The following is a 22,684-nucleotide window of genomic DNA, read 5'->3' as shown; positions in this document are numbered from 1 at the left end:
CTCCCAAGACCTCTCGCCTGAGGCTCAACTTGATTGCGGGCGACGAGACTCCCGCGCCCACCCCTCCCCCGCCCCCCGGCAGCGCCGCCGCGCGAGGCGCCACTCGTCACGACGAACATGCCGAACGCTGTCAAGGGGCCTTCACTACGCTCAGCGCTCTCAAGGACCCCTTCACAGCACGGCGAATCCCCAATGCGCACCCTCGGCGGCCTCGGCGGTTGTGCACAGCGTGGCGGAGTCGGACACTCAGAGCAAGCATCGGGCACCCGTCAGTCACGGTCTCGCATAAATCAGTCTCCGGCCGACGCTCGCCCGTTTGGGCTGGTCAACACGGCAGGGCTTGGCGTGTGCCGGAGCGGCAGCTAGGATGGCGAATTACCGAACGTACGGTAGGTAATTCGGGCTTCAGCACCTCGCCACCACGCAGCCGCACGACAGACTGAGAGGGTCGGACCCCATGGCATTGCTCCGCAGTTACGTTTCCGGCGAGTGGCACACGGCCACGGACGACGGCGTACCGCTGCACGACGCGGCCACCGGTGAGGAGGTCGCCCGGATCTCCTCGGCCGGCGTCGACTTCGCGGCCGCGCTGGAGTACGGCCGCCGGGTCGGCGGCCCCGCGCTGCGCGAGCTGACGTTCCACCAGCGGGCCGCGCTGCTCAAGGCGCTCGCCTCGCACCTGCGTGAGCATCGTGAGGAGCTGTACGCGCTGTCGGCGAAGACCGGCGCGACGCTCGGCGACTCGAAGTTCGACATCGACGGCGGCTTCGGCACGTTGTTCGCTTACTCCAGCAAGGGTAAGCGCGAAATGCCCAACGACACGGTGTACGTCGACGGCAACGTCGAGCAGCTCAGCAAAGGCGGCACCTTCGTCGCGCAGCACATCTGCACGCCGCTGCGCGGGGTCGCGATCCAGATCAACGCGTTCAACTTCCCGGTGTGGGGCCCGCTGGAGAAGCTCGCGCCCGCGTTCCTCGCCGGGGTGCCGAGCCTGATCAAGCCCGCCAGCCAGACCGCGTACCTGACCGCGCGCCTGGTCGAGCTGATCATCGAGTCCGGCATCCTGCCCGAGGGGTCGGTGCAGTTCGTCGCCGGAAGCGTCGGCGACCTGCTCGACCACGTGACCGCGCAGGACCTCGTCTCGTTCACCGGGTCCGCCTCCACCGCGCGGAAGCTGCGCGCGCATCCGGCGATCGTCCGCAACGCCGTCCGGTTCACCGCCGAGGCCGACTCGCTGAACTGCTCGATCCTCGGTCCGGACGCGAAGCCGGGGACCACGGAGTTCGACCTCTACGTCAAGCAGCTCGTCACCGAGATGACGGTCAAGGCGGGCCAGAAGTGCACCGCGATCCGCCGCGCGTTCGTGCCCGCCGAACTGCTGGACGACGTCGCCGCCGCGGCGAGCGCGCGGCTGGCGAAGACCACCGTCGGGAACCCCGCGTCCGAAGGCGTCCGGATGGGCGCGCTCGCCAGTCTGGAGCAGCGCGAGGAGGTCCGCCGCTCGCTCAAGGCGCTGCTCGACGCGGGCAGCGTGGTCTTCGGCGATCCCGAGACGGTGGAGGTGGTGGACGCCGACGCCCAGCGTGGCGCGTTCATCTCCCCGGTGCTGCTCAAGGCCGACCCGGAACGCTCCGAGCCGCACGAGGTCGAGGCCTTCGGGCCGGTGTCGACGTTGCTGCCGTACACCTCCGTCGAGGAGGTCGTGGAGCTGGCCGCGCGCGGTGGCGGCAGCCTCGCCGGATCGATCGTCAGCGCGGACAAGGAATTCGTACGGGACGTCGTGCTCGGCACCGCGCCGTACCACGGACGTCTGCTGGTGCTCGACGCCGAGGACGCCAAGGAGTCCACCGGTCACGGTTCGCCGATGCCGCAGCTCGTGCACGGCGGTCCCGGCCGCGCGGGCGGCGGCGAGGAGATGGGTGGCGTCCGCGGCGTGCTGCACCACATGCAGCGCACCGCCGTCCAGGGCTCGCCCGCCGCGCTCAGCGCCGTCACCGGCCGGTGGGTCGCGGGGGCGCCACGCGAGGAAGGCGTCCACCCGTTCCGGAAGTCCTTGGCGGAGCTGAAGATCGGGGACTCGGTGGTCGCCGGGCCGCGTCCGGTCACCCGCGCCGACATCGACCACTTCGCCGAGTTCACCGGGGACACCTTCTACGCGCACACGGACCCCGAGGCCGCCGCCGCGAACCCGCTGTTCGGCGGGATCGTCGCGCACGGCTACCTCATCGTCTCGTTCGCGGCCGGCCTGTTCGTCTCGCCGGAGCCGGGCCCGGTGCTGGCCAACTACGGCCTGGAGAACCTGCGGTTCCTCACCCCGGTCAAGGCCGGGGACGAGCTGACCGTGACGTTGACCGCGAAGCAGATCACCCCGCGCATCGACCAGGACTACGGCGAGGTCCGCTGGGACGCCGACGTCACCAACTCCGAGGGCGAGTCGGTCGCGAAGTACGACGTGCTGACCCTGGTCGCGAAGGAGCAGCCATGACGGCCACAGTGTCCGAACAAGCACCGTCCGAAAAGGACCTCGAGGCGCATTTCGAGCACACCATCGAGCGCGACCAGCGCGTCGAGCCGCGTGACTGGGTGCCCGAGGGCTACCGCAAGACGATGATCCGGCAGATCGCGCAGCACGCGCATTCGGAGATCATCGGCATGCAGCCGGAGGGCAACTGGATCACCCGCGCGCCCTCCTTGCGGCGTAAGGCGATCCTGCTGGCGAAGGTGCAGGACGAGGCCGGCCACGGGCTGTACCTGTACTCGGCGGCGGCGACACTGGGCGCGGATCGCGCGGACCTGACGGACAAGCTGATCACCGGGCGGCAGAAGTACTCGTCGATCTTCAACTACCCGACGCTGACCTTCGCCGACGTCGGCGTGATCGGCTGGCTCGTCGATGGTGCGGCGATCTGCAACCAGGTCCCGTTGTGCCGCAGCTCGTACGGGCCCTACGCGCGGGCGATGATCCGCATCTGCAAGGAGGAGTCGTTCCACCAGCGGCAGGGCTACGAGCTGCTGATGACGATGATGCGTGGCACCGAGCAGCAGCGGGAGATGGTGCAGGAGGCGGTGAACCGCTGGTGGTGGCCGTCGCTGATGATGTTCGGCCCGCCCGACGCGGATTCGCCGAACACCGCGCAGTCCATGGCGTGGAAGATCAAGCGGCACACCAACGACGAGCTGCGCCAGCGCTTTGTCGATATGTCGGTGCCGCAGGCGGAGGCGCTGGGCGTCACCTTCCCCGACCCGGACCTGAAGTGGAACGCCGAACGTGAGCACTACGACTTCGGCGCCGTCGACTGGGACGAGTTCAAGAACGTGTTGAAGGGCAACGGCCCCTGCAACGCGCAGCGGATCGCGCACCGGCGCCGCGCGCACGAGGACGGCGAATGGGTGCGTGCGGCGGCCGTCGCCCACGCACGGAAGCAGGAGGCTCGGCGATGAAACACGACTGGCCGCTGTACGAGGTGTTCGTCCGCGGCAAGCGCGGGCTGAACCACGTGCACGTCGGCTCGCTGCACGCGGCCGACGACGAGATGGCGCTGCACCACGCCCGCGACCTGTACACCCGCCGCAACGAGGGCGTGTCGATCTGGGTCGTGCGCGCCGAAAACATCACCGCGTCGAGCCCGGACGAGAAGGACCCGTTCTTCGCGCCCAGCGGGGACAAGGTCTACCGGCATCCGACGTTCTACGACATTCCCGAGAATGTGCCGCACATATGAGTTTCGACAACGTTTACGAGGCCATCACCGAAGAGAACGACGCGCGGTGGGCCTTCGGCACCGGGTTCGAAGATCCACTGTCCGGTGTGGACACCACGGTGCCGTCCGGTGTGGACGGTGCGGCGCTGGCGGCGTACTGCCTGATGCTCGGCGACGACGCGCTGATCTTCTCGCACCGGCTGCAGGAGTGGTGCACGAACGCGCCCGAACTGGAGGACGAGGTCGCGATCGCGAACATCGCGCTCGACCTGCTCGGCCAGGCGCGGCTCCTGCTCGCCCGCGCGGGCAAGGCCGACGGTTCCGGTCGCGGTGAGGACACGCTGGCGTTTCTTCGTGCCGAGAACGAATTCCGCAACGTCCGGCTCGCCGAACTCGGCGGCGGTCACTTCGGGCACCTGATCGCGCGGCTGTTCGTGTTCGCCACCTGGCGGCTGGCCCTGTTCCAGCGGCTTGAGTCTGATGCCGCCTCCGCGGGAGGAAGTACGTCGGCGGAGTCCAGTGTGGACCCGGTGCTCGCGGCCATCGCGGCCAAGGGCGTCAAGGAACTCGCCTATCACCGCGAGTACGCGGCCGGGTGGCTGGTCCGCCTCGGTGACGGCACCGAGCTGTCGCACGAGCGCATGCAGGAAGGGCTCGACGAGGTCTGGCCGTACGTCGGCGAGCTGTTCGAGACGCATCCGGTCGAACTGGTCGACGCCGCGACGGTGCGTCCGGAGTTCGATGCCGTTCTCGACCAAGCGCTGACCGCCGCGACGCTGTCTCGTCCCGAGGTGGGTCCGCGCGCGGGCGTGTCCGGCCGGATGGGCCGGGACGGTGTGCACACCGAACAACTGGGCTTCCTGCTGGCCGAGCTGCAGAGCGTGGCCAGGGCGATGCCGGGGGCGACATGGTGAGCGCGCTCGCCGTGGCGTCCACGGTCACCGATCCCGAGCTGCCGATGCTGACGCTCGCGGATCTCGGCGTCCTGCGCGATGTGTCCGAAGTGGACGGCCGGGTGACGGTTGCGATCACCCCCACCTACACCGGCTGTCCGGCGATGGACACCATGCGTGACGACCTGGAGCACGCGCTTCGGGACGCGGGATTCGCCGAGGTCGAGATCCGGACCGTGCTGGATCCGGCGTGGTCGAGCGACTGGATCACCGAGTCCGGCAAGCGGAAGCTGGCCGCCGCCGGGATCGCCCCGCCGGGCGCGGCGCCGCGGCGTCCGGCCGGACCGATCCCGCTCACTCTGGGCGCGCCGGTGTCGCGGGTCGTGTGCCCGCACTGCGGTTCGGCCGACACCGAGGAGCAGTCGCGGTTCAGCGCGACCGCGTGCAAGGCGCTGCGCCGCTGCCGGTCCTGTCTCGAACCGTTCGAACACGTCAAGGAGATCTGAGTGACCGCCACGATTTCCCGGCGCACCGCCTTCCACACCCTGCGCGTGGCGGGCGTCGAGCGGCTGTGCTCCGACGCGGTCGCCGTTACCTTCGACGTCCCTCCGGAACTGGCGGCGGAGTTCGACTTCCGGCCCGGCCAGTCGCTCACCCTGCGGCGGGTGGTGGACGGCCGCGACGAGCGGCGCTCATACTCGATCTGTGCCGCGGCGGGGGAGCGGCCGCGGGTGGGCGTGCGCGAGGTACCGGGCGGGCTCTTCTCGAGCTGGCTGGTGCACGACGTCCGGCCGGGCGACGAGATCGAGGTCGCCGCGCCGACCGGGTCGTTCACGCCCGACCTTGCGGCAGGCGGACACCACGTGCTGATCGCCGCCGGCTCCGGGATCACCCCGGTACTCTCGATCGTGGCGTCGCTGCTGGGCAACTCGCCGGACGCGACCGTGACGGTGCTGTACGGCAACCGTCGCACCGACACCGTCATGTTCGCCGACGAACTCGCCGACCTGAAGGACCGCTGGCCGTCCCGCCTGGAACTCGTGCACGTCCTGTCCCGGGAACCGCGCGAGGCCGAGCTGTTCACCGGACGGCTGGACGTCGAGAAGCTGAGTGCTCTGTTCACCGCGCTGGTCCCGGTCGCCGACGTCGCGCACTGGTGGCTGTGCGGCCCGTTCGGCATGGTGACCGGTGCCCAGGAACTCCTGGCGTCACTGGACGTCCCCGGCGACCGCGTGCACCAGGAACTGTTCTATGTGGACGACCTCCCGCCGGAGCCGGTGCGGCATCCCGAACCGGGCGTCGAGGGCGCTGCCAGCGACGTCACGCTGATCCTGGACGGCCGCTCCACCACCATGAGCCTCTCGCGCGAGACCTCGGTGCTGGACGGCGCGCAGCGCTTCCGCCCCGATCTGCCCTTCGCGTGCAAGGGCGGCGTGTGCGGCACCTGCCGCGCCAAGGTGACGTCGGGAAAGGTGGACATGCGACGGAACTTCGCCCTCGAAAAGTCCGAAGTGGACGCCGGTTTCGTGCTCACCTGCCAGTCGCTCCCGGTCTCGGAGACCGTCACCGTCGACTTCGACGCCTGAGTTCCGAGCCCAGCTCGGCGGCTGTGTGGTGGCCGCTCAGCAAGCGATCCTGACGTCGGTGCCGTCCGCGGAGACTCCATGACCAGTGCTCGGCGGTCGCTCAGCCGACAATCCGGCGGGAGGAGAGGTCGATGACCGTGGCTGGGTAAAGCCATCCTTCCCAGGCAGAGTGAGCTGATGTCGCCGCACCAGCCTTGGTTGATGGTTGTGGTGGCACACGCGAAGTCGCGTTGGATGAGGTCACGGGTGGGAGCGGCTGCGGGGACGGTGGTGGTGTGCCATCGTCTGGGCGTGCGGCCGCACAGGCACTGGGGCGCATGAGCCGGGCGATCCGATTGTGTCCGTGGGGTGACCGGTTGCGGCCAGTTCCGCGTGGGGTTCGCGCGGCCCTGTAAGTGCCCGCGGTGCGGGTGTGGATCTCGGTGATCTGCTGGGCGAGGATGGTGTCGTCACGGTCGTGCTGGGACGTGGTGACGCTGCGGTGGGCGTGGTAGGCGGCACGGGCGGCGCTGAGTAGCTCCCAGGAGCGTTTACGTTGCCGGTGGTGCGAGCCTCCGCCTCGATGGATAGGTACACGTTCACCGGGTCTCGTTCCCGCAGTCGGCGGGTCTCGGCGTTCAGCGCCGCGGGCTCGGCGCTGGTGGGTCCGTCGGTGCGGGTTCCACCGTCGATCTAGGTCCGCTTGCTCCAGTTGCGCACCGCCGAGTCGGTGAACTCGAACCAACTACGGCCTGTGGTCTCGATCGCTCGCTACGCAGGCACATACCGGCGATCTCAGCCTTGAACTCGGCGCACTCTGGTCAGAGATGTCCGTCAAAGACGGGCCAAGCCCACGGTCATCGGTTACCCATGCAGGACTCACCGATGCTCCGAGACTCAAGTGGTCGATGTCGGCGCAAGCCGGAGAAAACTTAGAAGTGGCCTAGGTTCTGGGGTGGATGGTGTTGCGTCGGGGTGTGCGGGTGGCGTCCAGCCAGGCGGGCGGTATGAACTCGGGTAGTCCGTCGGTGGTGATGCGGACTTCCCATTCGGAGTGGTGGATGAGCTTGTGGTGGACGGAACATAAGAGCACGAGATTGTCCACTTTGGTCTCACCATGGTGTGCCCAAAACACCACATGATGCGCCGTACAACGGTAAGCAGGAGCATCACAGCCCGGGAAGGCGCAACCACCATCGCGGCGGATCAGCGCCCGTCGGATGGCGGGGGTGGCCAGCCGTTGCGCCCGGCCCACGTCGAGAGGTTCGCTGTGCGAGCCCAGCACCATCGGGATGATCTTCGCGTCGCAAGCCAGTCGCCGTGCTTCGGCGGCGGTGATCTCCCCGAGCAGATCGAGAGTGGCCTGACCGATCCCGGACCGCAGCTCTTCCAAGCTGACTGTCACGACAATGTGGGTGGCTTCCCCGGCCTGCGTCGGCAGATCGGGATGTTCGGCCCACATCCGCACCAGTTCCGAGAACGCGCAACCCCGCCGTTCCCACTGAGTACGCGTGTCCCGCCCCTCTTCCTCAGTGGCCGGGCGAGGCTTCGCGAGCGGATCCAGCATCGCTTGCAGCCGTGCGGAGGTTTCATCGTCGACCCGGGCTTTGATCTGATGCCCGCCGTCGCGGTGCGGGGCGATGGAGAACTCGGGCTGGAAGGGTTTCGGGTCCCGGGTTTTGGGCTCTTTCCCGTCGGGGTCGAGCTGGCTCAGCAGGCGTCGTCCGGCGGCCCGGATTTCGCGGGGTCCGGCGGCGCGGGCTAGTTCGGCCAGGATCTTCTCCGCCTGGTCCCGATCCTGCACCGACACGGTCTTGGGAAGCTTGTCCAGCACCCGCAGGATCTCGTCGATCTGCGCGGCCCCGACCGCACCCTCGCTCGCGGCCTGCGCCGTCGCGGGCGCAGTAGGCGGCTGCTCGCCGGAAGTCAGGTCGCGGGTGCCATTGAGCGCCAACGCTCGCGCCGCCCGTGCTTTCGCCTCGGCGTGGGGAATGTTCAATGTCTCCTGCAACAGTCGCACGAGGCTGCCGTATCCGGTGGTGTCACGTATCCCGCGCCGTTCGAGTTCGGCCATGACCTCGCCCTGGACAGCAGCCTCACGCCGCTGCACACACTCGGACTCCAGGAGCCTGTCCAGCAGGCAGCCGACATCCTCGCGCCACCACTCGGTGCGCGTCGCGGAGGTGTTGCTGTCGACTGACATACCTCCACGATACGCCGCCTGATCGAACATGTGTGCTATCGATCGGGTGAACCTGCAGAACGCACTTTTCCTTGCTGTATAAGGAATGTGGTGAAAATTCGATGCGGGACTCCTCATTGGGAGGAGTTTGGGGGGCAGGCGATATGAGAGATTCAGCCCAGGGCGGAATCGGTGGCGGTACAGGTCGAAACCGTGCTCCGCTGGAATGATGCGAGCGGCCTACGACGAGATCGCGGACTGGTACGAAGAGGAATTCCTGAGGGCCGGGCGAGGAAAGGGAGACGATCCGCTCGGCATCGACGCCGCGCTGCGTGACCTCCTCGGGCGGGGCGGCGGACTTTGCCTGGAGATCGGCTGCGGTACCGGCGTCCACGCGGCCGGCGTGCGTGACCTCGGGTGGACTCCCGTGGGGATCGACCTTTCCGGCGGGATGCTGCGTCATGCGCGAAACAGGCTGCCCATCGCCAAGGCCGACGCCGAACGGCTACCCCTGAAGGACAACAGCGTTCCCGCGGTCATCGCGATGATGGTCCACACCGACATGCCCGGCTATCCCGCGGTGCTGCGCGAGGTGGCCAGGGTGCTGCGGCCGGGTGGGGTGTTCGTGCATGTGGGTGTCCATCCCTGCTTCTGTGGTGGGTTCGCCGATCGCGGCGACCTGGACGCCGTGGTCATTCGTCCCGGATACCTCGACGGCCATTGGACCAAGGAGTCGTGGACGGATCGGGGGATCCGGGACAAGGTCGGCGCCACGCATCGTCCGCTGCCCGAACTGCTGCACGCGTTCCTCGCCGCCGGGCTGACGCTCGAACGGTTCGCCGAGGGTGGTACTCCGACCCCGGTGGTACTGGCGATGAAGGCGTGCAAAGGACGTTAGCGCGGGCTGGACGTGGCCTGTCATTCACTCCTTTGTGGACAGAGGGGACGTCACTGAGCCGGGCGGATGTTCGCGTTGCGGTGGAACACGTTCTCAGGGTCGTACTCGGCCTTGATCCGGGACAGCCGCTCGTATTTCTCCGCGCCGTAGGACGCCCGCACCCGGTCGTAGTCCTGTTCGTTCATGAAGTTCACATAGCCCGCGGAGTTGCTCGCGTGCGGCGCCAGCGCGGCCCAGAACGTCCTGGCCCACTCCCGTTCGGCGGCGTGCACGGCGGGATCGGTCGCGAGGCCGGCCATGTTGACCACGTAGCCGCCGCGCCTGCTGCCGCCGAACGCGGTCGCTTCTTCGGGAATCGTGGTGTAGGCGCCCTGCATCGGGAGGATCGGCATGATCGACATCGGCGAGGTCCGGCGCGGCAGGTGTTCGGTGATCACGGCGATGACGTCCTCGGACAGATCGTCCACGTAGGCGCCCTTTTCGTAGGCCAGGATGCCCCACGGCGCGGCGCCGTCGATGAGCTTCTGGAGTTCGACGTACGGCATCGACGTGACCATCTCGAACAACGGCGTCAGGCCCTCCCGGACGTTCTCGGCGATCGAAGCGTGCGCGTCCTCGCCGCCGAATCCGGCGACGATCAGCGCGTAACCCGGCGCGAAGTGGTACTCGTCTGGGACGAACGGCGCCGGTGGCGCGTTGAGACCGGCGATCAGCGCGCCGGAGTCCTCGCCGAGGCCGGAGATGATCCGCCGCGCGAGGCGGAGCGCGGGGATGCCGTCGGCGGCGCCCCAGAAGAACAGCCCGACCCGCACCAACGGGCCGACCGGATGCGCGCGGAACTCGAATTCGGTCACCACGCCGAAGTTCCCGCCGCCACCTCGCAGCGCCCAGAACAGCTCCGGGTGCTCGTCGGCGGCGGCCCGCAGGATCCGGCCGTCCGCGGTCACCACCCGCGCCGCGATCAGGTTGTCGCAGGACAGCCCGAACGCGCCGGTGAGCCAGCCCAGCCCGCCGCCGAGGGTGAGTCCGCTGATCCCGGTGTGGCTTACCGTGCCGCCGGGGACCGCCAGGCCGTGCTGCTGGGTGGCCGCGTCCAGTTCGGCCCAGGTGAGCCCGGCACCGCAGCGCACGGTGCGGGCGTCCGGATCGACCGTGACCGACTTCAGCGGTGTCAGGTCGACGACCAGCCCGCCGTCGCACACCGCCATGCCGCCGAAGTTGTGCCCGCCGCCGCGCACCGCGACCTCGAGCCCCTGCTCACGGGCGAACGCGAGCGCGGCGGCGACGTCCTCCGGCCCCGCGCAGCGGGCGATCACCGCCGGGCGCCGGTCGATCTCCCCGTTCCAGACCGAACGGGCCTGGTCGTAGTCCGCATCACCCGCGGTGAGCACCGTTCCTCGCAGGGCGCCGCGCAGGGCGTCCACGTTTCGCTCGGCGATCGAAGTCATGACGGGTGCTCCGCTCTCTCGGCGATCACCCGGCGACCGGCTGTCACCAAAACTCCGGTGGCGGGCGTAGTCACCTACGTCGTCCGTCACGGGTAGGCGTTACGTTTCGCGGGCCCGCAGTTTTTCACTCCGCGGAGGGCGATTTTCAGCCTGGATAGCGGAGATTCACGGGAGTCTCGGCAGTCGCCGTCGCCTGCCGCGCTTTCGTTGCTCCGCCGGGGTTTCCTCCTGGGACACGTCGTCCTGGGGTTCCTCCGCCTCGTTCGGATCGGCGAGGCCGAGCATTTCCGCCGCGAGTTCCTGCGAGCTCGCGAACATCCCGGTGGGTTCCGTCTTCGCCCGCCGCAACGCCGAGGGGCGCAGCCGGTTGTAGCCCCGGACCGAGACCGGACGCCGGGTCCGCACGTCGTACGCGGGCTCGTCTTCCAGCTCCGAGGCGAGTTGCTTGTCGATGAGGATCGTCCCCGGCCGGGCCACCGACGTCAGCCGGGCCGCGAGGTTGACGACCGAGCCGTACACGTCGCCGTAACGGCTCAGGATCCGGCCCGACGCCATGCCCGCGCGGACCCCGGGCAGATCGTCGGCCTGCTCGGCCCGTTCGGTCAGTGCCAGCGCGATCTCGGCGGCGTCGACTGCGGAGTCGGCCACGAAGAGCACCTCGTCGCCGATCATCTTCACGACGCGCCCGTGCTGTTCCGCGATGACCTCGGTGGCCAGCGACTCGAACGCGTCGAGCACGCGGCCCAGCTCGTCCTCGTCGATCTGCCGGGTCAGCCGCGTGTAGCCCACCATGTCGACGAATCCGACGACCTCGGTGCGCTCCTCCAGATCCTCGTCCGTGGCCATCGCACGGCCCGCGTAGGCCGCGAGATGGCGGCGCCAGACGTAGTTCTGCACCTGTTCCAGCTCGGGCAGCAGGCGATCGACCAGCCGCGCGATCTGGCGTTCGTTCCCGGCCATCTCCGGCTGTTCGGTGATCAGCGTCCACAGCATGTGCACCTGCCACTCGGCCAGCCGCGACAGATGCTGGCCGAGCGCGCGGGTCACCGCCACCTCGACGCTCTGGTCGATCAGCCCGGACTGGACGAGCTGGTCCGCCGTGCGGACGGCGTCGATGTCGGCGTCGGTGAAGACGACCTCGTCGTCGCCGACCGAGGCGAAGCCCAGCGCGCGCCACAGCCGCAGCGAACGTTCCGGCGGCACACCGGCCTTCTCGGCGACCTCGGCCCGGGTGTACTTGCGTTTCCCGCCGAGGAGGATCCGCTCGAGCCGTTGCTGGAGCTCGGCCCCCGCGACGGGATCGCCGGAATCGGTCACGTGGTGTGCACGATCAGCACGTCCACCCCGGACTTGCGGGCCACCTCCGAGGGCACCGAGCCGAGGATGCGCCCGGCGAGGGTGTTGAGCCCGCGGTTCCCGACGACCAGCAGGTCCGCCGAACGTTCCGACACGACCTTGCGCAGCGACTCGACCGGCTCGCCCTTGACCGCGACGGTGTCGATGTCCTTCGCGCCCGCCTTCGCCGCGCGGTCCCTGGCGGACTGCAGCGTGTCCTCCGCCGGGGCCGAGCCGACGACCTGGTACGCCTCGTCGCCGAGGACGTCCTGCGCCTTCTCGACGTCCTGCTTGCTGGCCGGGAAGTAGGCGCACGTGATGACCAGCTTCGCGCCCGAGTCGCCGGCGACCGAGGCCGCCCTGTCGACCGCCGCGAACGACGAGTCCGAGCCGTCCGTCCCTACCACCACGGTCCGATATGCAGCCATGCGCCAACCTCCACCGAAGCTCGCCTCTTCCCGCGTGAGCAGCGACGACGCCCGGTCCAGTGGACCCGTGCGGGCCGTCGGCCGCTCTTGTCGGGACGTAGGTTACTCGCCAGTCGGTTTCTGCGCTCCGGATGGCCGGGGAGAAGGCTGCGGCTTGGGCACGTTCGCGGTGCTGAGCTGGACCGTCTTCTCCGAATCGCCGCCCTGTGACGCCTTCACGGTCGGCTTGGCGGCCTTCGGCTGCGCCTTGACGGACGTGCCGGCGGACGTCCCGGCGGCGGGCGCCATGAGCTCGGCGGGGATCTCCGGTTCGTCGCCGAGCACCGTGCTCGCCTCGGCCAGCACGGTGCGGGCCGCGCGAACCTGCTCGGCTAGCCCGGCGCGGACCGTCCGCAGCGACTCGACGCGCTCGTTGGCCTGGGAGATCCGCCGGTTCGACTCCTCGGTGGCGACGCGGACGCGGCGGCGCGCCTCGTCGGCGGCCTCGGCGAGCCGGGCGTTGGCCTCGGTGATCGAGTCCTGCTTGCGCTTGTTGGCGTCGGCCACCGATTCACGCTGGCGGCGCTCGATGTCGGCCTTCGCCGCGGTTTCCTCTTCGAGCACCTTCGCGCGGATCGCGGCGGCGTCCTCGGTCGCCTCGCGGACGCGGCGAGCGGCCTCGGCCTTGCTCGCCGCCTCCTGCTCGGCCAGCGCGCGCATGGCCTCGGTGCGCCGCGTGGCCATCGCGATCTCGAAGTCCTCTTCGACCTGCGTGCGCCGCGCCTCGGACTCGGCGTCGAGCCGGTCGCGCTCGGCCTTGGCCTTGTCGGTGATGTCCTTCGCCTCGGCCCGCGCGTCCTCGAGGACCTTGCGGTGCTCGGCTTCCATCTCCTTGCGCCGCAGGTCGAGCTCGGTGAGCAGCTGCTCGTAGCGGGCACGCATGGCGCTCGCGTCGGTCTCGGCCTTGGCCCGGATGTGCCCGGCCTCGGCCTCGGCCCGTGCCTTCGTGTCGGCGGACTCGTCCTGGGCCAGCCGCAGCATCCGCTGCAGGCGCTCGGAAAGGCCCTCCACGCTCGTCGGCGGCTGGGCCAGCCGGTCGACCTGGCCGCGGAGGTCCGCGATCTCGCCGCGGGCGATCTCCAGCTGCCTGGCCAGATCGCCCGCCTGCGCGATGGCGGCGTCCCGATCGGCGGTGAGCATCTTCAGATCGGCGTCCAGCCGCTCCAGGTGCTCATCGACCTGTGCCCGGCTGTACCCGCGCTTCGCCACGTCGAAGCCGGCTCCCAGCGGCACCAGCTCCCGTTCCTCGCCAAGGCTCATCCTTCTACCGTAGTCGCAAGTGAGTCACGGACGGGTGAGCACCCGGTCCGCGCCGGGTGTCCTGCGGTGAGTGCACGGCCTGGTGCGGCGCGTGGCGGCGTGCCCGCCGTGACAAAGCTCATCGCGATGTCACGGCATGGCACGCCGGCGGCGGACGGCTACGCGCCGCGGAAGGCGTTGATGCCGTCCAGGTGCTTGGCCCGCAGTTCCTCGTCGCGGACGCCGAGACCCTCCTCGGGCGCCAGCGCGAGGACGCCGACCTTGCCCTGGTGCGCGTTGCGGTGCACGTCCAGCGCGGCCTGCCCGGTCTCTTCGAGCCGGTAGGTCTTGGACAGTGTCGGGTGGATGAGGCCCTTCGAGATCAGCCGGTTCGCCTCCCATGACTCGCGGTAATTCGCGAAGTGGGAGCCGATGATCCGCTTGAGGTTCATCCACAGGTACCGGTTGTCGTACTGGTGCAGGTATCCCGACGTCGAGGCGCAGGTGACGATCGTGCCGCCCTTGCGCGCGGCGTAGACCGAGGCGCCGAAGGTCTCGCGGCCCGGGTGCTCGAACACGATGTCCGGGTCCTCGCCGCCGGTCAGTTCCCGGATCTTCGCGCCGAAGCGCTGCCATTCCTTCGGGTCCTGCTCGTGCTCGTTCTTCCAGAACTTGTAGCCCTCGGCGCTGCGGTCGATGATCAGCTCGGCGCCGAGCTTGCGGCAGATCGCGGCCTTCTCCGGGCTGGAGACCACGCACACCGGGATCGCGCCGCCGTTGAGCGCGTACTGCGTCGCGTACGAGCCGAGCCCGCCCGAGGCACCCCAGATCAGCACGACGTCGCCCTGCTTCATGTCCGCGCCGTTACGCGAGACGAGCTGCCGGTACGCGGTCGAGTTCACCAGCCCGGGGGAGGCGGCCTCCTCCCACGTCAGGTGCGCGGGCTTCGGCATCAGCTGGTTCGCCTTGACGAGCGCGATCTCGGCGAGACCGCCGAAGTTCGTCTCGAAGCCCCAGATCCGCTGCTCGGTGTCGAGCATCGTGTCGTTGTGCCCGTCCGGGCCTTCCAGCTCGACGTTGAGGCAGTGCGCGACGACCTCGTCGCCCGGCTTCCAGTTGTGCACGCCGACACCGGTGCGCAGCACGACGCCGGACAGGTCGGAGCCGACGACGTGGTACGGCAGGTCGTGGCGCTTGGCCAGCGGCGAGAGCTTGCCGTAGCGCTGCAAGAACTTGAACGTCGGGATCGGCTCGAAGATCGAGGTCCAGACGGTGTTGTAGTTGATCGCGCTGGCGAACACCGCGACCAGCGCCTCGCCGGGGCCGAGTTCGGGGACGGGGACCTCGTCGACGTGCAGCGACTTGCGCGGGTCCTTCTCCTTGCTGGGCAGGCCTTCGAACATGCCGACCTCGTCCGCGTGGACGGTCACCCCCCGATAGCTCTCGGGCATCGGCAGCGAACCCACCGCGGTGGTGTCGCCGGTGAGGATGGCCTGCTGGATTTCGCCGAGCTCAGTCATCGAACCTCCACGGGGCGGCGTTGGGCGCATCAAATTACTCGCCAGTAACTCGTGGGGGCAACTGTACGAGAGTAAGCGCACACGCGCCCGGTGAAGCCCTGGTCAGACCCCTTGACCGGCTGGCCAACCAAGAGGAGTATCGACCGTGCGGAAGCACTGGAAAAACGGAGTTCTCCACTGGAGGTGAGCACGATGAACGAAGTGTCGACGCGCCCTTGGACCCGCCCTCATGACTGGGCGGAGGTGGTCATCGGGGTCGTCGCCGCGCTTTCACCCCTTTGGCTGAGCACGAGCACCGGCGCGATGTGGACGATGATCGTTCTCGGTGCCCTGATCGCTCTCGACGGCCTCGCGTCGCTTGCCATGCCTGGCATGGTTTACGGCGAAGGCATCCAGATCGTGCTGGGCGTGTTGATGTTCCTCGCGCCCTGGGTGATCGGGTACACCGAGTTCAACGGGGCGTCCTGGACCTCGTGGGTCGCCGGTGTGCTGGTCGTCATCGCGGGCGCGGTCGCGATGCCGGTCGCACAGGCGGCGCACCGGATGGCCGGGTCACACTGAGCACTACGAAGGAGTAGTCATGAAGGACGACTCGGCGAAGGAGCGCATCCTGCGCGCGGCGGAAGCCCTCTTCGTCGAGTCGGGCTTCGATGCCACCCCGACCTCCCGCATCGCGGAGCGCGCCGGGGTGCCGAAGGGGCTGGTGCACTACTACTTCAAGCGCAAGGCCGACCTGCTCACCGCACTGGTCGAACGGCTGCCCGAGGAACGCATCGAGCCCGCCAACGTCGTCATCCCCGGCGACGTGGCGGGCAGCCTCGGCAGGCTGGTGCGCGAGCTGGACCGCCGGTTCACCGGCTCACGCGTGCTCTCACACCTGTTGTGGCGCGAGGCCGACACCCACCACGCCGTGCGCGACGCGCTGCTGGAGCGGTTCCAGATCCTGGTGCGCCAGGTGCGCGCGGTGATCGTCACCGCCACCGGCGGCAGCCTGCCGATCGCCGACGTCGACAGCGCGTCCGGCCTGCTCGCCAGGGCCGTCACCCATCGCCACGCCACCGCGCGGCACGCCGACGCGCTGCCGTCCGATATGGACGCCGAGCTGAAGTTCATCGCGAACGCGCTGACTTCGCGCAACGGCGGCGCCCCGGCCTAGTGCGCGGAATCGGTGGCGGGCTCGACGAGTTCCACGAGCACACCACCGGCGTCCTTCGGGTGCACGAAGTTGACGCGGCTGTTCGACGTCCCGCGCTTCGCCTCGGGGTAGAGCAGCCTCAGTCCCTGTGCCCGCAGCGCTTCGGCGGCAGCGTCCACATCGGACACGCGGTAGGCGAGCTGCTGGAGTCCCGGCCCGCTCTTGGCGAGGAACTTGCCGATCGCCGAGTCCTCGCGCAGCGGTGCCAGCAACTGGATCTGCGTCTCGGTGCCCGCGGTGCCGGGTGCGCGCAGCATCGCCTCGCGGACACCCTGCTCCTCGTTCACCTCCTCGTGTGCGACCTCCAGGCCGAAGTGCTCGGCGTGGAAGGCGATCGCGGCGTCGAGATCCGGCACCGCGATCCCCACGTGGTCGATGGCGGTGACAAAGGGCTTCAGGGCGTCAGTCATGCAGAGAGGATAGGGCTGTCACCGGGGTGACAACGTTCGCGAACGGGCGTGCCCCGGCTCACACTGGCTGCATCAAGAAGCCGTACCCACAGGTATGGTCGTTGCGACCGCCCTCGCGCCGAAGCTTGGAGGACTGCCGTGTCCGGTTCCGTGATCCTGGGTGCCGCCCGTACGCCCATCGGGCGATTGCTCGGTTCCTTGAAGGACTTCTCGGGCGCGCAGCTGGGCGGGGTCGCGATCAAGGCCGCGCTGGAGCGCGCCGGTGTCGCCCCCGAAGCCGTGCAGTACACGATCATGGGCCAGGTGCTCACCGCGGGCGCGGGCCAGATCCCCGCGCGGCAGGCCGCCGTGGCCGCGGGCATCCCGATGGACGTGCCCGCGCTGACCGTCAACAAGGTGTGCCTGTCCGGCCTCGACGCGATCGCGCTGGCCGATCAGCTCATCCGGGCCGGGGAGTTCGACATTGTCGTCGCGGGTGGCCAGGAGTCGATGACCCAGGCGCCGCACCTGCTGGCGAAGTCCCGTTCCGGCTTCAAGTACGGCGACACCACGCTCGTCGACCACATGGCCCACGACGGCCTGTTCTGCGCCTTCGACCAGGTCGCCATGGGTGCCTCGACGGAGAAGTACAACAGCCGCTACGGCGTCACCCGCGAAGCGCAGGACGCGTTCTCCGCGCGCTCGCACCAGCGCGCCGCCGCCGCGGCCGAGGCGGGCTACTTCGCCGACGAGATCGCGCCGGTGTCCATCCCGCAGCGCAAGGGCGACCCGATCCTGTTCTCCACCGACGAGGGTGTCCGCGCCGACACCACGGCCGAGGGCCTCGCCAAGCTGCGCCCGGCGTTCGCCTCCGACGGCACCATCACCGCGGGTTCGGCCTCGCAGATCTCCGACGGCGCCGCCGCGGTCGTCGTGGCGAGCAAGGCCAAGGCCGAGGAGCTGGGCCTCACGCCGCTCGCCGAGATCGGCGCGCACGGCGTCGTCGCCGGGCCGGACGCGAGCCTGCACGAGCAGCCGTCGAACGCGATCCTCGCGGCGCTGGCCAAGGAAAAGCTCGCCGCCGACGCGCTCGACCTGATCGAGATCAACGAGGCCTTCGCCGCGGTCGGCCTGGTCTCCACCGAGAAGCTGGGCGTGGACGCGGACAAGGTCAACGTCAACGGCGGCGCGATCGCGCTCGGTCACCCGATCGGCGCCTCGGGCGCGCGGCTGGCCGTGCACCTGATCCACGAGCTGGCCCGCCGCGGCGGCGGGCTCGGCGCGGCCGCGCTGTGCGGTGGCGGCGGCCAGGGTGACGCGCTGCTGCTGCGGGTGCCGAAGGCCTAGTGGCACTCGCTTTCGACCTCGACGAGCTGGTCGGCCGGGCGCGTGAAGGGCAGCATCGCGCCGTCGCCCGGCTGATCTCGCTCGTCGAGGACGCCAACCCGCGGGTCGCGGACGTCGCCAGGGCTTTGACGCCGTTCACCGGGAACGCGCGGATCGTCGGGCTCACCGGGCCGCCGGGTGTCGGCAAGTCGACATCGACGTCGGCGCTGCTCACGGCGCTGCGTGCGGCGGGGAAGCGCGTCGGCGTGCTGGCGATCGACCCGTCGTCGCCGTTCTCCGGCGGCGCGTTGCTCGGCGACCGGATCCGGATGACCGAGCACGCCACCGACCCCGGGGTGTTCATCCGCTCGATGGCCACCCGCGGGCATCTCGGCGGGCTGTCCTGGGCGACACCGCAGGCGGTCCGGGTACTGGACGCGGCGGGTTTCGACGTCGTGCTGATCGAGACCGTCGGGGTTGGACAGTCCGAAGTGGACGTCGTGAAGCTCGCCGACACGACGGTGGTGCTGCTGGCGCCCGGGATGGGCGACGGGATCCAGGCGGCCAAGGCGGGCGTGCTGGAGATCGCGGACGTGTTCGTGGTCAACAAGGCCGACCGCGAAGGCGCCGACGCGACCGTGCACGATCTGAAGCAGATGATCTCCTTGGCACGCCGGGAAATCCGCGGTCCGAGCTGGCGGCAGCCGATCGTGCCGACGGTGGCTTCGACGGGCCAGGGCGTCGACGACGTCGTCGGCGCCCTGGACGCACACCACGAGTGGCTGGTGACGCACGAGGAACTGCCGAGGCGCCGGGCGGCGCGGGCCAGGGACGAGGTGGAGGCCATCGCGGTGCGGCGGCTGCGTGCCGAACTCGCCGATCTGCGCCACGGCGACCGGCTGGCCGGGCTCGCCGATCGCGTGGTCGCCCGGGAGCTGGACCCCTTCGCGGCGGCGGACGAGCTGATCGAGGATCTGCGCCGCTGATCCGACTTCCGGCGCTGTCCGTCGTGTTGTGAGCCGCCCTATACTGCGTCCCTTCGTCTGCGACTGGAGGCAGGGCGTGCAGAGGTTCACCAAGATCGTCGTGGCAGTGCTGGGTTCCGGATTGATGCTCGCGCTGGGTGCCCCGGTGGCGTCCGCGGCCGCGCCCCCGAAGGTCACGCACGGCCCGTGCCAGTACACCGAGACGCCGGACGACCCGGCCGTGCGCCCGGTCCCGCTGCCGCCCGACCCCCGGCACACGCCGGCCTGGGGGAAGCCCCGCGTCCGGCTCTCGACCAACCAGGGCACGATCGGCCTGACCCTGGACCGCGCGAAGGCGCCGTGCACCGTCCAGAGCTTCCTGCACCTGACGACGCACCGGTTCTACAACCAGACGACGTGCCACCGGCTGACCGCGCACCCGACGTTGAAGGTGCTGCAGTGCGGCGACCCGAGCGGGACCGGCGAGGGCGGGCCGGGCTACAAGTACAAGGACGAACTGCCGACCGATCTGCCGCCGGCGCCCACCGACCCGACCGGCGCGCGCAAGGTCTACGCGCGGGGCGTCCTCGCGATGGCCAACGCCGGTCCGGCCACCAACGGCAGCCAGTTCTTCGTCGTCTACGGCGATTCCGCGCTGCGGCCGAACTACACGATCTTCGGCACGGTCGACGCCGAAGGCCTTGCCACGCTGGACAAGGTGGCCGCGGGCGGCATCCAGCCGGACCCGACGGCGCCCCCTGGCGGCCCGGCGCCGGTCGACGGCAAACCCGTGCTCACCACCGACATCCACCGCGCCCGCGTCACCTGCTGGTTCTGAGCCTGCAAGCTCAGGGCGTGACTTCCCACAGCGCTTCGACGAGTGCCTGCGTCGCGCCGCTGAACGCGTGCTTCGCCGCCGCGCCGTACCCGACGATCAACCCGCCGGGACGTCCGGAGTCGATCCAGTAGCTGCCCAGTCCTTCGACGCCGATGGAGCGACGACGGCACGACGCGAGAACCTCCATCTCGCTCGGGCCGTCGTCGGGCAGCATCAGCACCAGATGCAGCCCGGCCGAAATCCCGCGCGGGGTAACGGTTTCCGGCAGCGCGGCGAGCAGCCGGTCGCGCCGCGACCGGTATTCGGTGCGGCGACGGCGGACCTGCCGGTCGTAACCGCCGGAGTCGATCAGCTCCGCCAGCGCCAGCTGGTGCAGGATCGGTGGACGCGTGCCGCTGTCGAGCATGGCCGCGCGTACGGGTTCGACGAGGGAACGGGGCAGCACGAGCCAGGCCAGCCGCAGCGCCGGCGCGAGTGTCTTGCTCGCGGTGCCCGCGTACACCACGCGTTCCGGCGAGAGTGCTTGCAACGCCCCGACCTGCTGGTTGTCGAAGCGGAATTCGCCGTCGTAGTCGTCTTCGAGGACGAAGGCGCCGGACTCGTTCGCCCAGCGCGTCAGCGCCGCCCGGCGGTGTGGTGCGAGCGTGACGCCCATCGGGTACTGGTGGGCTGCGGTCACCACCACGGCCGGACTGTCCACAGCGGACACGTCGATCCCGTGCTCGTCGACCTCCACCCCGACGACGCGGGGGCCGTTCGCCGCGGCGATGTCCCGGAAGAGGTACAGCGACGGGTTCTCGAACGCCATCTCGTCCGCGCCGCGTTCGTGCAGCACCTTCGCCAGCACCGCGAGCGCGTGCGAATAGCCGTTGCACACCGCGATCCGCGCCGGATCGGCGAGCACGCCCCGGCTGCGCGCGAGATAGCCCGCGAGGGTCTCCCGCAGCCGTGGCGCGCCGAGTTCGTTCGAGTAGCCCAGTTCCGCCGCGGGCATCTCCTGTAGCGCGCGCCGGGTCGCGGCCAGCCACTCCGCGCGGGGGAACGCCGTCAGATCGGGCCTGCCGGGCCGCAGATCCCAGCGTGGCGCGGGATCCCACGGCGTGGGCCGGGGCGCGGACTGCGGCAGCGCGCCCGCTGTCGCGACCCGGGTCGGCGCGCCCTGTGCCGTGCGCAGGTAGCCCTCGGCGGCGAGGTCGGCGTAGACGCGGGTGACCGTGCCGCGCGCGACGCCGAGGTCCTGGGCGAGCGCGCGAGTCGAGGGGACCGCCGCGCCCGGCTGCCACCGGCCCTCGCGGATCGCCGTGCGGATGGCCGCGGCCAGCCCGGTCCGGCCCGTCTCACGCCGCCAGCCGAGGTGGACGTCTATTCCTGAACTGGACCACGAAACTGCCATGAGACTGGACCATACTCGTAGGCCAGTTGGGGCTAGCGTGAAAGCATGAGCAAGCGAATCGCACTGACGAAACAAGCCCCCGAGCTGTACCAGGCCATGGCGAACCTGCAGCAGGAAGTGGAGAAGGCGGCGGCCAACGCGGGACTGGACCAGAAGCTGCTCGAACTGGTCAAGATGCGGGCCTCCCAGATCAACGGCTGTGCGTTCTGCCTCGACATGCACAGCAACGACGCCGTCCAGCTCGGCGAGTCGCCGCGGCGGCTGTTCGTGCTCGAAGGCTGGCGCGAGACCGAACTCTTCAGCGAGCAGGAGCGCGCGGCGCTGGCGCTGACCGAGGCGATGACCACGATCTCGCAGACCAAGGACGTGCCCGACGACGTCTACGCGGAGGCGACCCGGGTGTTCACCGAGGAGCAGTACCGCGCGCTGGCGTGGGAGATCATCGCGATCAACAGCTGGAACCGCGCCCAGGTCACCAGCCACGCGCCGCTGCCGAAGCGGGCCGCGTGACCGCGCGGACCCTGCGGGAGCTGCACGTTCCCGGCACGCCGCTGGTGCTCCCGAACGCCTGGGACGCGGACACCGCGCGATTGGTCGAACAGGCCGGTTTCCCTGTGGTGGCAACAAGTTCCGTCGCGGTCGCGGCGGCGCTCGGCTACCCGGACGGCGAGGCGGCACCGGCCGAGGAGATGTTCGCCGCGGCCGCAAGGATCGCCCGCGCGGTGTCGGTCCCGGTCACCGTGGACGCCGAATCCGGGTACGGCCTCGCCGCGCCGGAACTGGCGGAGCGGCTGCTGGCCACCGGCGCGGCCGGCCTCAACTTCGAGGACACCGATCACGCCGCCGGGGGCGTCCGGCCGGTCGACGTCCAGGCCAAGCGTGTCGCGGACCTGCGCGCGGCGGCGGGGGACGCGCTGGTGATCAACGCGCGGGTCGATGTCTTCCTCGGCGCCGAGGACGAGAACGCGGTGCTGGAGGACGCGATCGCGCGGGGCAAGGCGTACCTGGCGGCCGGGGCGGACTGCGTCTACCCGATCCTGGTGCGTTCGCCCGAGGTGCTGGGTGAATTCGTCCGCGCGGTCGCGCCCGGCGCGGTCAACGCGGCGGCCGTACCCGGTGGCCCGGATCTCGCCGCGCTCGCGAAACTGGGGGTAGCGCGGATTTCCCTGGGTGCCGGACTCTGGAAGCACACCCAGGCCCACATCCGCTCCGTCCTCACCGCCCTCTCCGCCGGAACGCTGCCCTACTGACCGGGGAAGTAGCGAAGGGGGCCCGCGCACCCGCGAGGGGGGGGTTTGTGGGCGTGGGCGCCCTGGGGGCGGGGGGGCGC

Annotated in this window: 22 protein-coding genes; 14 read left to right on the top strand and 8 right to left on the bottom strand. The window is 69.9% G+C overall.

The genetic code is table 11. The annotated features are described in order from the left end of the window. The first annotated feature begins 457 nt into the window (after window positions 1–457). The 6 genes from paaZ to paaE are packed head-to-tail and all read left to right on the top strand — an operon-like array spanning window position 458 to window position 6,180. Window positions 458–2,485, top strand: a complete 2,028-nt coding sequence (paaZ, locus tag ACFWX1_RS33065) for a phenylacetic acid degradation bifunctional protein PaaZ (RefSeq protein ID WP_378393683.1) — start codon at window positions 458–460, stop codon at window positions 2,483–2,485. Continuing rightward, complete coding sequence (paaA, locus tag ACFWX1_RS33060) at window positions 2,482–3,441, top strand: 1,2-phenylacetyl-CoA epoxidase subunit PaaA (RefSeq protein ID WP_378393682.1); 960 nt, start codon at window positions 2,482–2,484, stop codon at window positions 3,439–3,441. The genes paaZ and paaA overlap by 4 nt, the downstream gene beginning before the upstream one ends. Then, the gene (paaB, locus tag ACFWX1_RS33055) at window positions 3,438–3,722 is read left to right on the top strand and encodes a 1,2-phenylacetyl-CoA epoxidase subunit PaaB (RefSeq protein WP_378393681.1); all 285 of its coding nucleotides are present in this window, start codon (window positions 3,438–3,440) and stop codon (window positions 3,720–3,722) included. Before paaA ends, paaB begins: the two co-directional genes overlap by 4 nt. Beyond that, the gene (gene paaC, locus ACFWX1_RS33050) at window positions 3,719–4,615 is read left to right on the top strand and encodes a 1,2-phenylacetyl-CoA epoxidase subunit PaaC (protein WP_378393680.1); all 897 of its coding nucleotides are present in this window, start codon (window positions 3,719–3,721) and stop codon (window positions 4,613–4,615) included. Before paaB ends, paaC begins: the two co-directional genes overlap by 4 nt. Further along, entirely contained in the window at window positions 4,609–5,100 is a 492-nt protein-coding gene (paaD, locus tag ACFWX1_RS33045; protein ID WP_378393679.1) for a 1,2-phenylacetyl-CoA epoxidase subunit PaaD, read from the top strand. Before paaC ends, paaD begins: the two co-directional genes overlap by 7 nt. Next, window positions 5,101–6,180, top strand: a complete 1,080-nt coding sequence (paaE, locus tag ACFWX1_RS33040) for a 1,2-phenylacetyl-CoA epoxidase subunit PaaE (protein WP_378393678.1) — start codon at window positions 5,101–5,103, stop codon at window positions 6,178–6,180. A gap of 922 nt (window positions 6,181–7,102) precedes the next feature. Here paaE and ACFWX1_RS33035 read toward each other — a convergent pair. Beyond that, window positions 7,103–8,362: a DUF222 domain-containing protein gene (locus tag ACFWX1_RS33035; protein WP_378393677.1), complete on the bottom strand. Its 1,260-nt coding sequence runs from the start codon at window positions 8,360–8,362 to the stop codon at window positions 7,103–7,105. 205 nt (window positions 8,363–8,567) lie between these two features. On the opposite strand from ACFWX1_RS33035, the gene ACFWX1_RS33030 reads away from it, so the two are divergent. Beyond that, window positions 8,568–9,239: a class I SAM-dependent methyltransferase gene (locus tag ACFWX1_RS33030; protein ID WP_378393676.1), complete on the top strand. Its 672-nt coding sequence runs from the start codon at window positions 8,568–8,570 to the stop codon at window positions 9,237–9,239. A 50-nt stretch (window positions 9,240–9,289) separates the two neighbouring features. Here ACFWX1_RS33030 and ACFWX1_RS33025 read toward each other — a convergent pair whose 3' ends face one another. The 5 genes from ACFWX1_RS33025 to ccrA form a co-directional block, all read right to left on the bottom strand. Then, a complete protein-coding gene (locus ACFWX1_RS33025) occupies window positions 9,290–10,687 on the bottom strand; it encodes an FAD-binding oxidoreductase (RefSeq protein WP_378393675.1) in 1,398 nt (465 codons plus the stop codon). A gap of 165 nt (window positions 10,688–10,852) precedes the next feature. Next, window positions 10,853–12,004: an adenylate/guanylate cyclase domain-containing protein gene (locus ACFWX1_RS33020; RefSeq protein WP_378393674.1), complete on the bottom strand. Its 1,152-nt coding sequence runs from the start codon at window positions 12,002–12,004 to the stop codon at window positions 10,853–10,855. Further along, window positions 12,001–12,450 carry a universal stress protein gene (locus ACFWX1_RS33015; protein WP_378393673.1) on the bottom strand — a complete coding sequence of 150 codons (450 nt, stop codon included), beginning with the start codon at window positions 12,448–12,450 and terminating at the stop codon, window positions 12,001–12,003. Before ACFWX1_RS33015 ends, ACFWX1_RS33020 begins: the two co-directional genes overlap by 4 nt. A gap of 102 nt (window positions 12,451–12,552) precedes the next feature. Beyond that, window positions 12,553–13,749, bottom strand: coding sequence for a chromosome segregation protein (locus ACFWX1_RS33010; protein ID WP_378393672.1), 1,197 nt, complete (start codon window positions 13,747–13,749; stop codon window positions 12,553–12,555). Between the two features lie 158 nt (window positions 13,750–13,907). Further along, entirely contained in the window at window positions 13,908–15,248 is a 1,341-nt protein-coding gene (gene ccrA / locus ACFWX1_RS33005) for a crotonyl-CoA carboxylase/reductase (protein WP_378393671.1), read from the bottom strand. Window positions 15,249–15,440: 192 nt separating this feature from the next. Between ccrA and ACFWX1_RS33000 the strand changes: the two genes are divergently transcribed. Both ACFWX1_RS33000 and ACFWX1_RS32995 read left to right on the top strand, forming a co-directional pair. After that, on the top strand, window positions 15,441–15,809 hold the full coding sequence (locus ACFWX1_RS33000) for an SPW repeat protein (protein WP_378330983.1): 369 nt from the start codon (window positions 15,441–15,443) through the stop codon (window positions 15,807–15,809). A 19-nt stretch (window positions 15,810–15,828) separates the two neighbouring features. Continuing rightward, on the top strand, window positions 15,829–16,404 hold the full coding sequence (locus tag ACFWX1_RS32995) for a TetR/AcrR family transcriptional regulator (protein ID WP_378393670.1): 576 nt from the start codon (window positions 15,829–15,831) through the stop codon (window positions 16,402–16,404). Here ACFWX1_RS32995 and mce read toward each other — a convergent pair. Then, on the bottom strand, window positions 16,401–16,853 hold the full coding sequence (mce, locus tag ACFWX1_RS32990; protein ID WP_378393669.1) for a methylmalonyl-CoA epimerase: 453 nt from the start codon (window positions 16,851–16,853) through the stop codon (window positions 16,401–16,403). The two genes, ACFWX1_RS32995 and mce, sit on opposite strands and share 4 nt — an antisense overlap. Window positions 16,854–16,991: 138 nt before the next feature. Here mce and ACFWX1_RS32985 point away from each other — a divergent pair, with 138 nt between their 5' ends. The 3 genes from ACFWX1_RS32985 to ACFWX1_RS32975 all read left to right on the top strand — a co-directional run bounded on the left by ACFWX1_RS32985 (window position 16,992) and on the right by ACFWX1_RS32975 (window position 19,961). Next, window positions 16,992–18,179 carry an acetyl-CoA C-acetyltransferase gene (locus ACFWX1_RS32985; RefSeq protein ID WP_378393668.1) on the top strand — a complete coding sequence of 396 codons (1,188 nt, stop codon included), beginning with the start codon at window positions 16,992–16,994 and terminating at the stop codon, window positions 18,177–18,179. Further along, the gene (gene meaB, locus ACFWX1_RS32980) at window positions 18,179–19,144 is read left to right on the top strand and encodes a methylmalonyl Co-A mutase-associated GTPase MeaB (protein WP_378393667.1); all 966 of its coding nucleotides are present in this window, start codon (window positions 18,179–18,181) and stop codon (window positions 19,142–19,144) included. The genes ACFWX1_RS32985 and meaB overlap by 1 nt, the downstream gene beginning before the upstream one ends. Before the next feature lie 124 nt (window positions 19,145–19,268). Beyond that, window positions 19,269–19,961, top strand: coding sequence for a peptidylprolyl isomerase (locus tag ACFWX1_RS32975; protein WP_378393711.1), 693 nt, complete (start codon window positions 19,269–19,271; stop codon window positions 19,959–19,961). 10 nt (window positions 19,962–19,971) lie between these two features. Here ACFWX1_RS32975 and ACFWX1_RS32970 read toward each other — a convergent pair whose 3' ends face one another. After that, on the bottom strand, window positions 19,972–21,354 hold the full coding sequence (locus tag ACFWX1_RS32970) for a PLP-dependent aminotransferase family protein (protein WP_378393666.1): 1,383 nt from the start codon (window positions 21,352–21,354) through the stop codon (window positions 19,972–19,974). 45 nt (window positions 21,355–21,399) lie between these two features. On the opposite strand from ACFWX1_RS32970, the gene ACFWX1_RS32965 reads away from it, so the two are divergent. Both ACFWX1_RS32965 and ACFWX1_RS32960 read left to right on the top strand, forming a co-directional pair. After that, window positions 21,400–21,864, top strand: coding sequence for a carboxymuconolactone decarboxylase family protein (locus tag ACFWX1_RS32965; RefSeq protein WP_378393665.1), 465 nt, complete (start codon window positions 21,400–21,402; stop codon window positions 21,862–21,864). Further along, the gene (locus ACFWX1_RS32960; RefSeq protein ID WP_378393664.1) at window positions 21,861–22,604 is read left to right on the top strand and encodes an isocitrate lyase/phosphoenolpyruvate mutase family protein; all 744 of its coding nucleotides are present in this window, start codon (window positions 21,861–21,863) and stop codon (window positions 22,602–22,604) included. Before ACFWX1_RS32965 ends, ACFWX1_RS32960 begins: the two co-directional genes overlap by 4 nt. Window positions 22,605–22,684 lie beyond the last annotated feature (80 nt).

Source organism: Amycolatopsis sp. NPDC059021 (assembly GCF_042739895.1).
GTDB lineage: Bacteria > Actinomycetota > Actinomycetes > Mycobacteriales > Pseudonocardiaceae > Amycolatopsis.
The sequence above is the reverse complement of the archived record's forward strand: the minus strand, read 5'-3'. Positions and strand labels throughout refer to the sequence as shown.

Excerpts from the sequence above, each read along its gene's own strand:
- ACFWX1_RS33025 (WP_378393675.1), bottom strand. The coding sequence starts at position 10,687 with ATGACTTCGATCGCCGAGCGAAACGTGGACGCCCTGCGCGGCGCCCTG.
- paaA (WP_378393682.1), top strand. The coding sequence starts at position 2,482 with ATGACGGCCACAGTGTCCGAACAAGCACCGTCCGAAAAGGACCTCGAG.
- mce (WP_378393669.1), bottom strand. The coding sequence starts at position 16,853 with ATGACTGACGCCCTGAAGCCCTTTGTCACCGCCATCGACCACGTGGGG.
- ACFWX1_RS32965 (WP_378393665.1), top strand. The coding sequence starts at position 21,400 with ATGAGCAAGCGAATCGCACTGACGAAACAAGCCCCCGAGCTGTACCAG.
- ACFWX1_RS32975 (WP_378393711.1), top strand. The coding sequence starts at position 19,269 with ATGCTCGCGCTGGGTGCCCCGGTGGCGTCCGCGGCCGCGCCCCCGAAG.
- ACFWX1_RS33035 (WP_378393677.1), bottom strand. The coding sequence starts at position 8,362 with ATGTCAGTCGACAGCAACACCTCCGCGACGCGCACCGAGTGGTGGCGC.
- paaB (WP_378393681.1), top strand. The coding sequence starts at position 3,438 with ATGAAACACGACTGGCCGCTGTACGAGGTGTTCGTCCGCGGCAAGCGC.
- paaZ (WP_378393683.1), top strand. The coding sequence starts at position 458 with ATGGCATTGCTCCGCAGTTACGTTTCCGGCGAGTGGCACACGGCCACG.
- ccrA (WP_378393671.1), bottom strand. The coding sequence starts at position 15,248 with ATGACTGAGCTCGGCGAAATCCAGCAGGCCATCCTCACCGGCGACACC.
- paaC (WP_378393680.1), top strand. The coding sequence starts at position 3,719 with ATGAGTTTCGACAACGTTTACGAGGCCATCACCGAAGAGAACGACGCG.
- ACFWX1_RS32970 (WP_378393666.1), bottom strand. The coding sequence starts at position 21,354 with ATGGCAGTTTCGTGGTCCAGTTCAGGAATAGACGTCCACCTCGGCTGG.
- ACFWX1_RS33000 (WP_378330983.1), top strand. The coding sequence starts at position 15,441 with ATGAACGAAGTGTCGACGCGCCCTTGGACCCGCCCTCATGACTGGGCG.
- ACFWX1_RS32995 (WP_378393670.1), top strand. The coding sequence starts at position 15,829 with ATGAAGGACGACTCGGCGAAGGAGCGCATCCTGCGCGCGGCGGAAGCC.
- paaD (WP_378393679.1), top strand. The coding sequence starts at position 4,609 with ATGGTGAGCGCGCTCGCCGTGGCGTCCACGGTCACCGATCCCGAGCTG.
- ACFWX1_RS33010 (WP_378393672.1), bottom strand. The coding sequence starts at position 13,749 with ATGAGCCTTGGCGAGGAACGGGAGCTGGTGCCGCTGGGAGCCGGCTTC.
- ACFWX1_RS33030 (WP_378393676.1), top strand. The coding sequence starts at position 8,568 with ATGATGCGAGCGGCCTACGACGAGATCGCGGACTGGTACGAAGAGGAA.
- ACFWX1_RS33015 (WP_378393673.1), bottom strand. The coding sequence starts at position 12,450 with ATGGCTGCATATCGGACCGTGGTGGTAGGGACGGACGGCTCGGACTCG.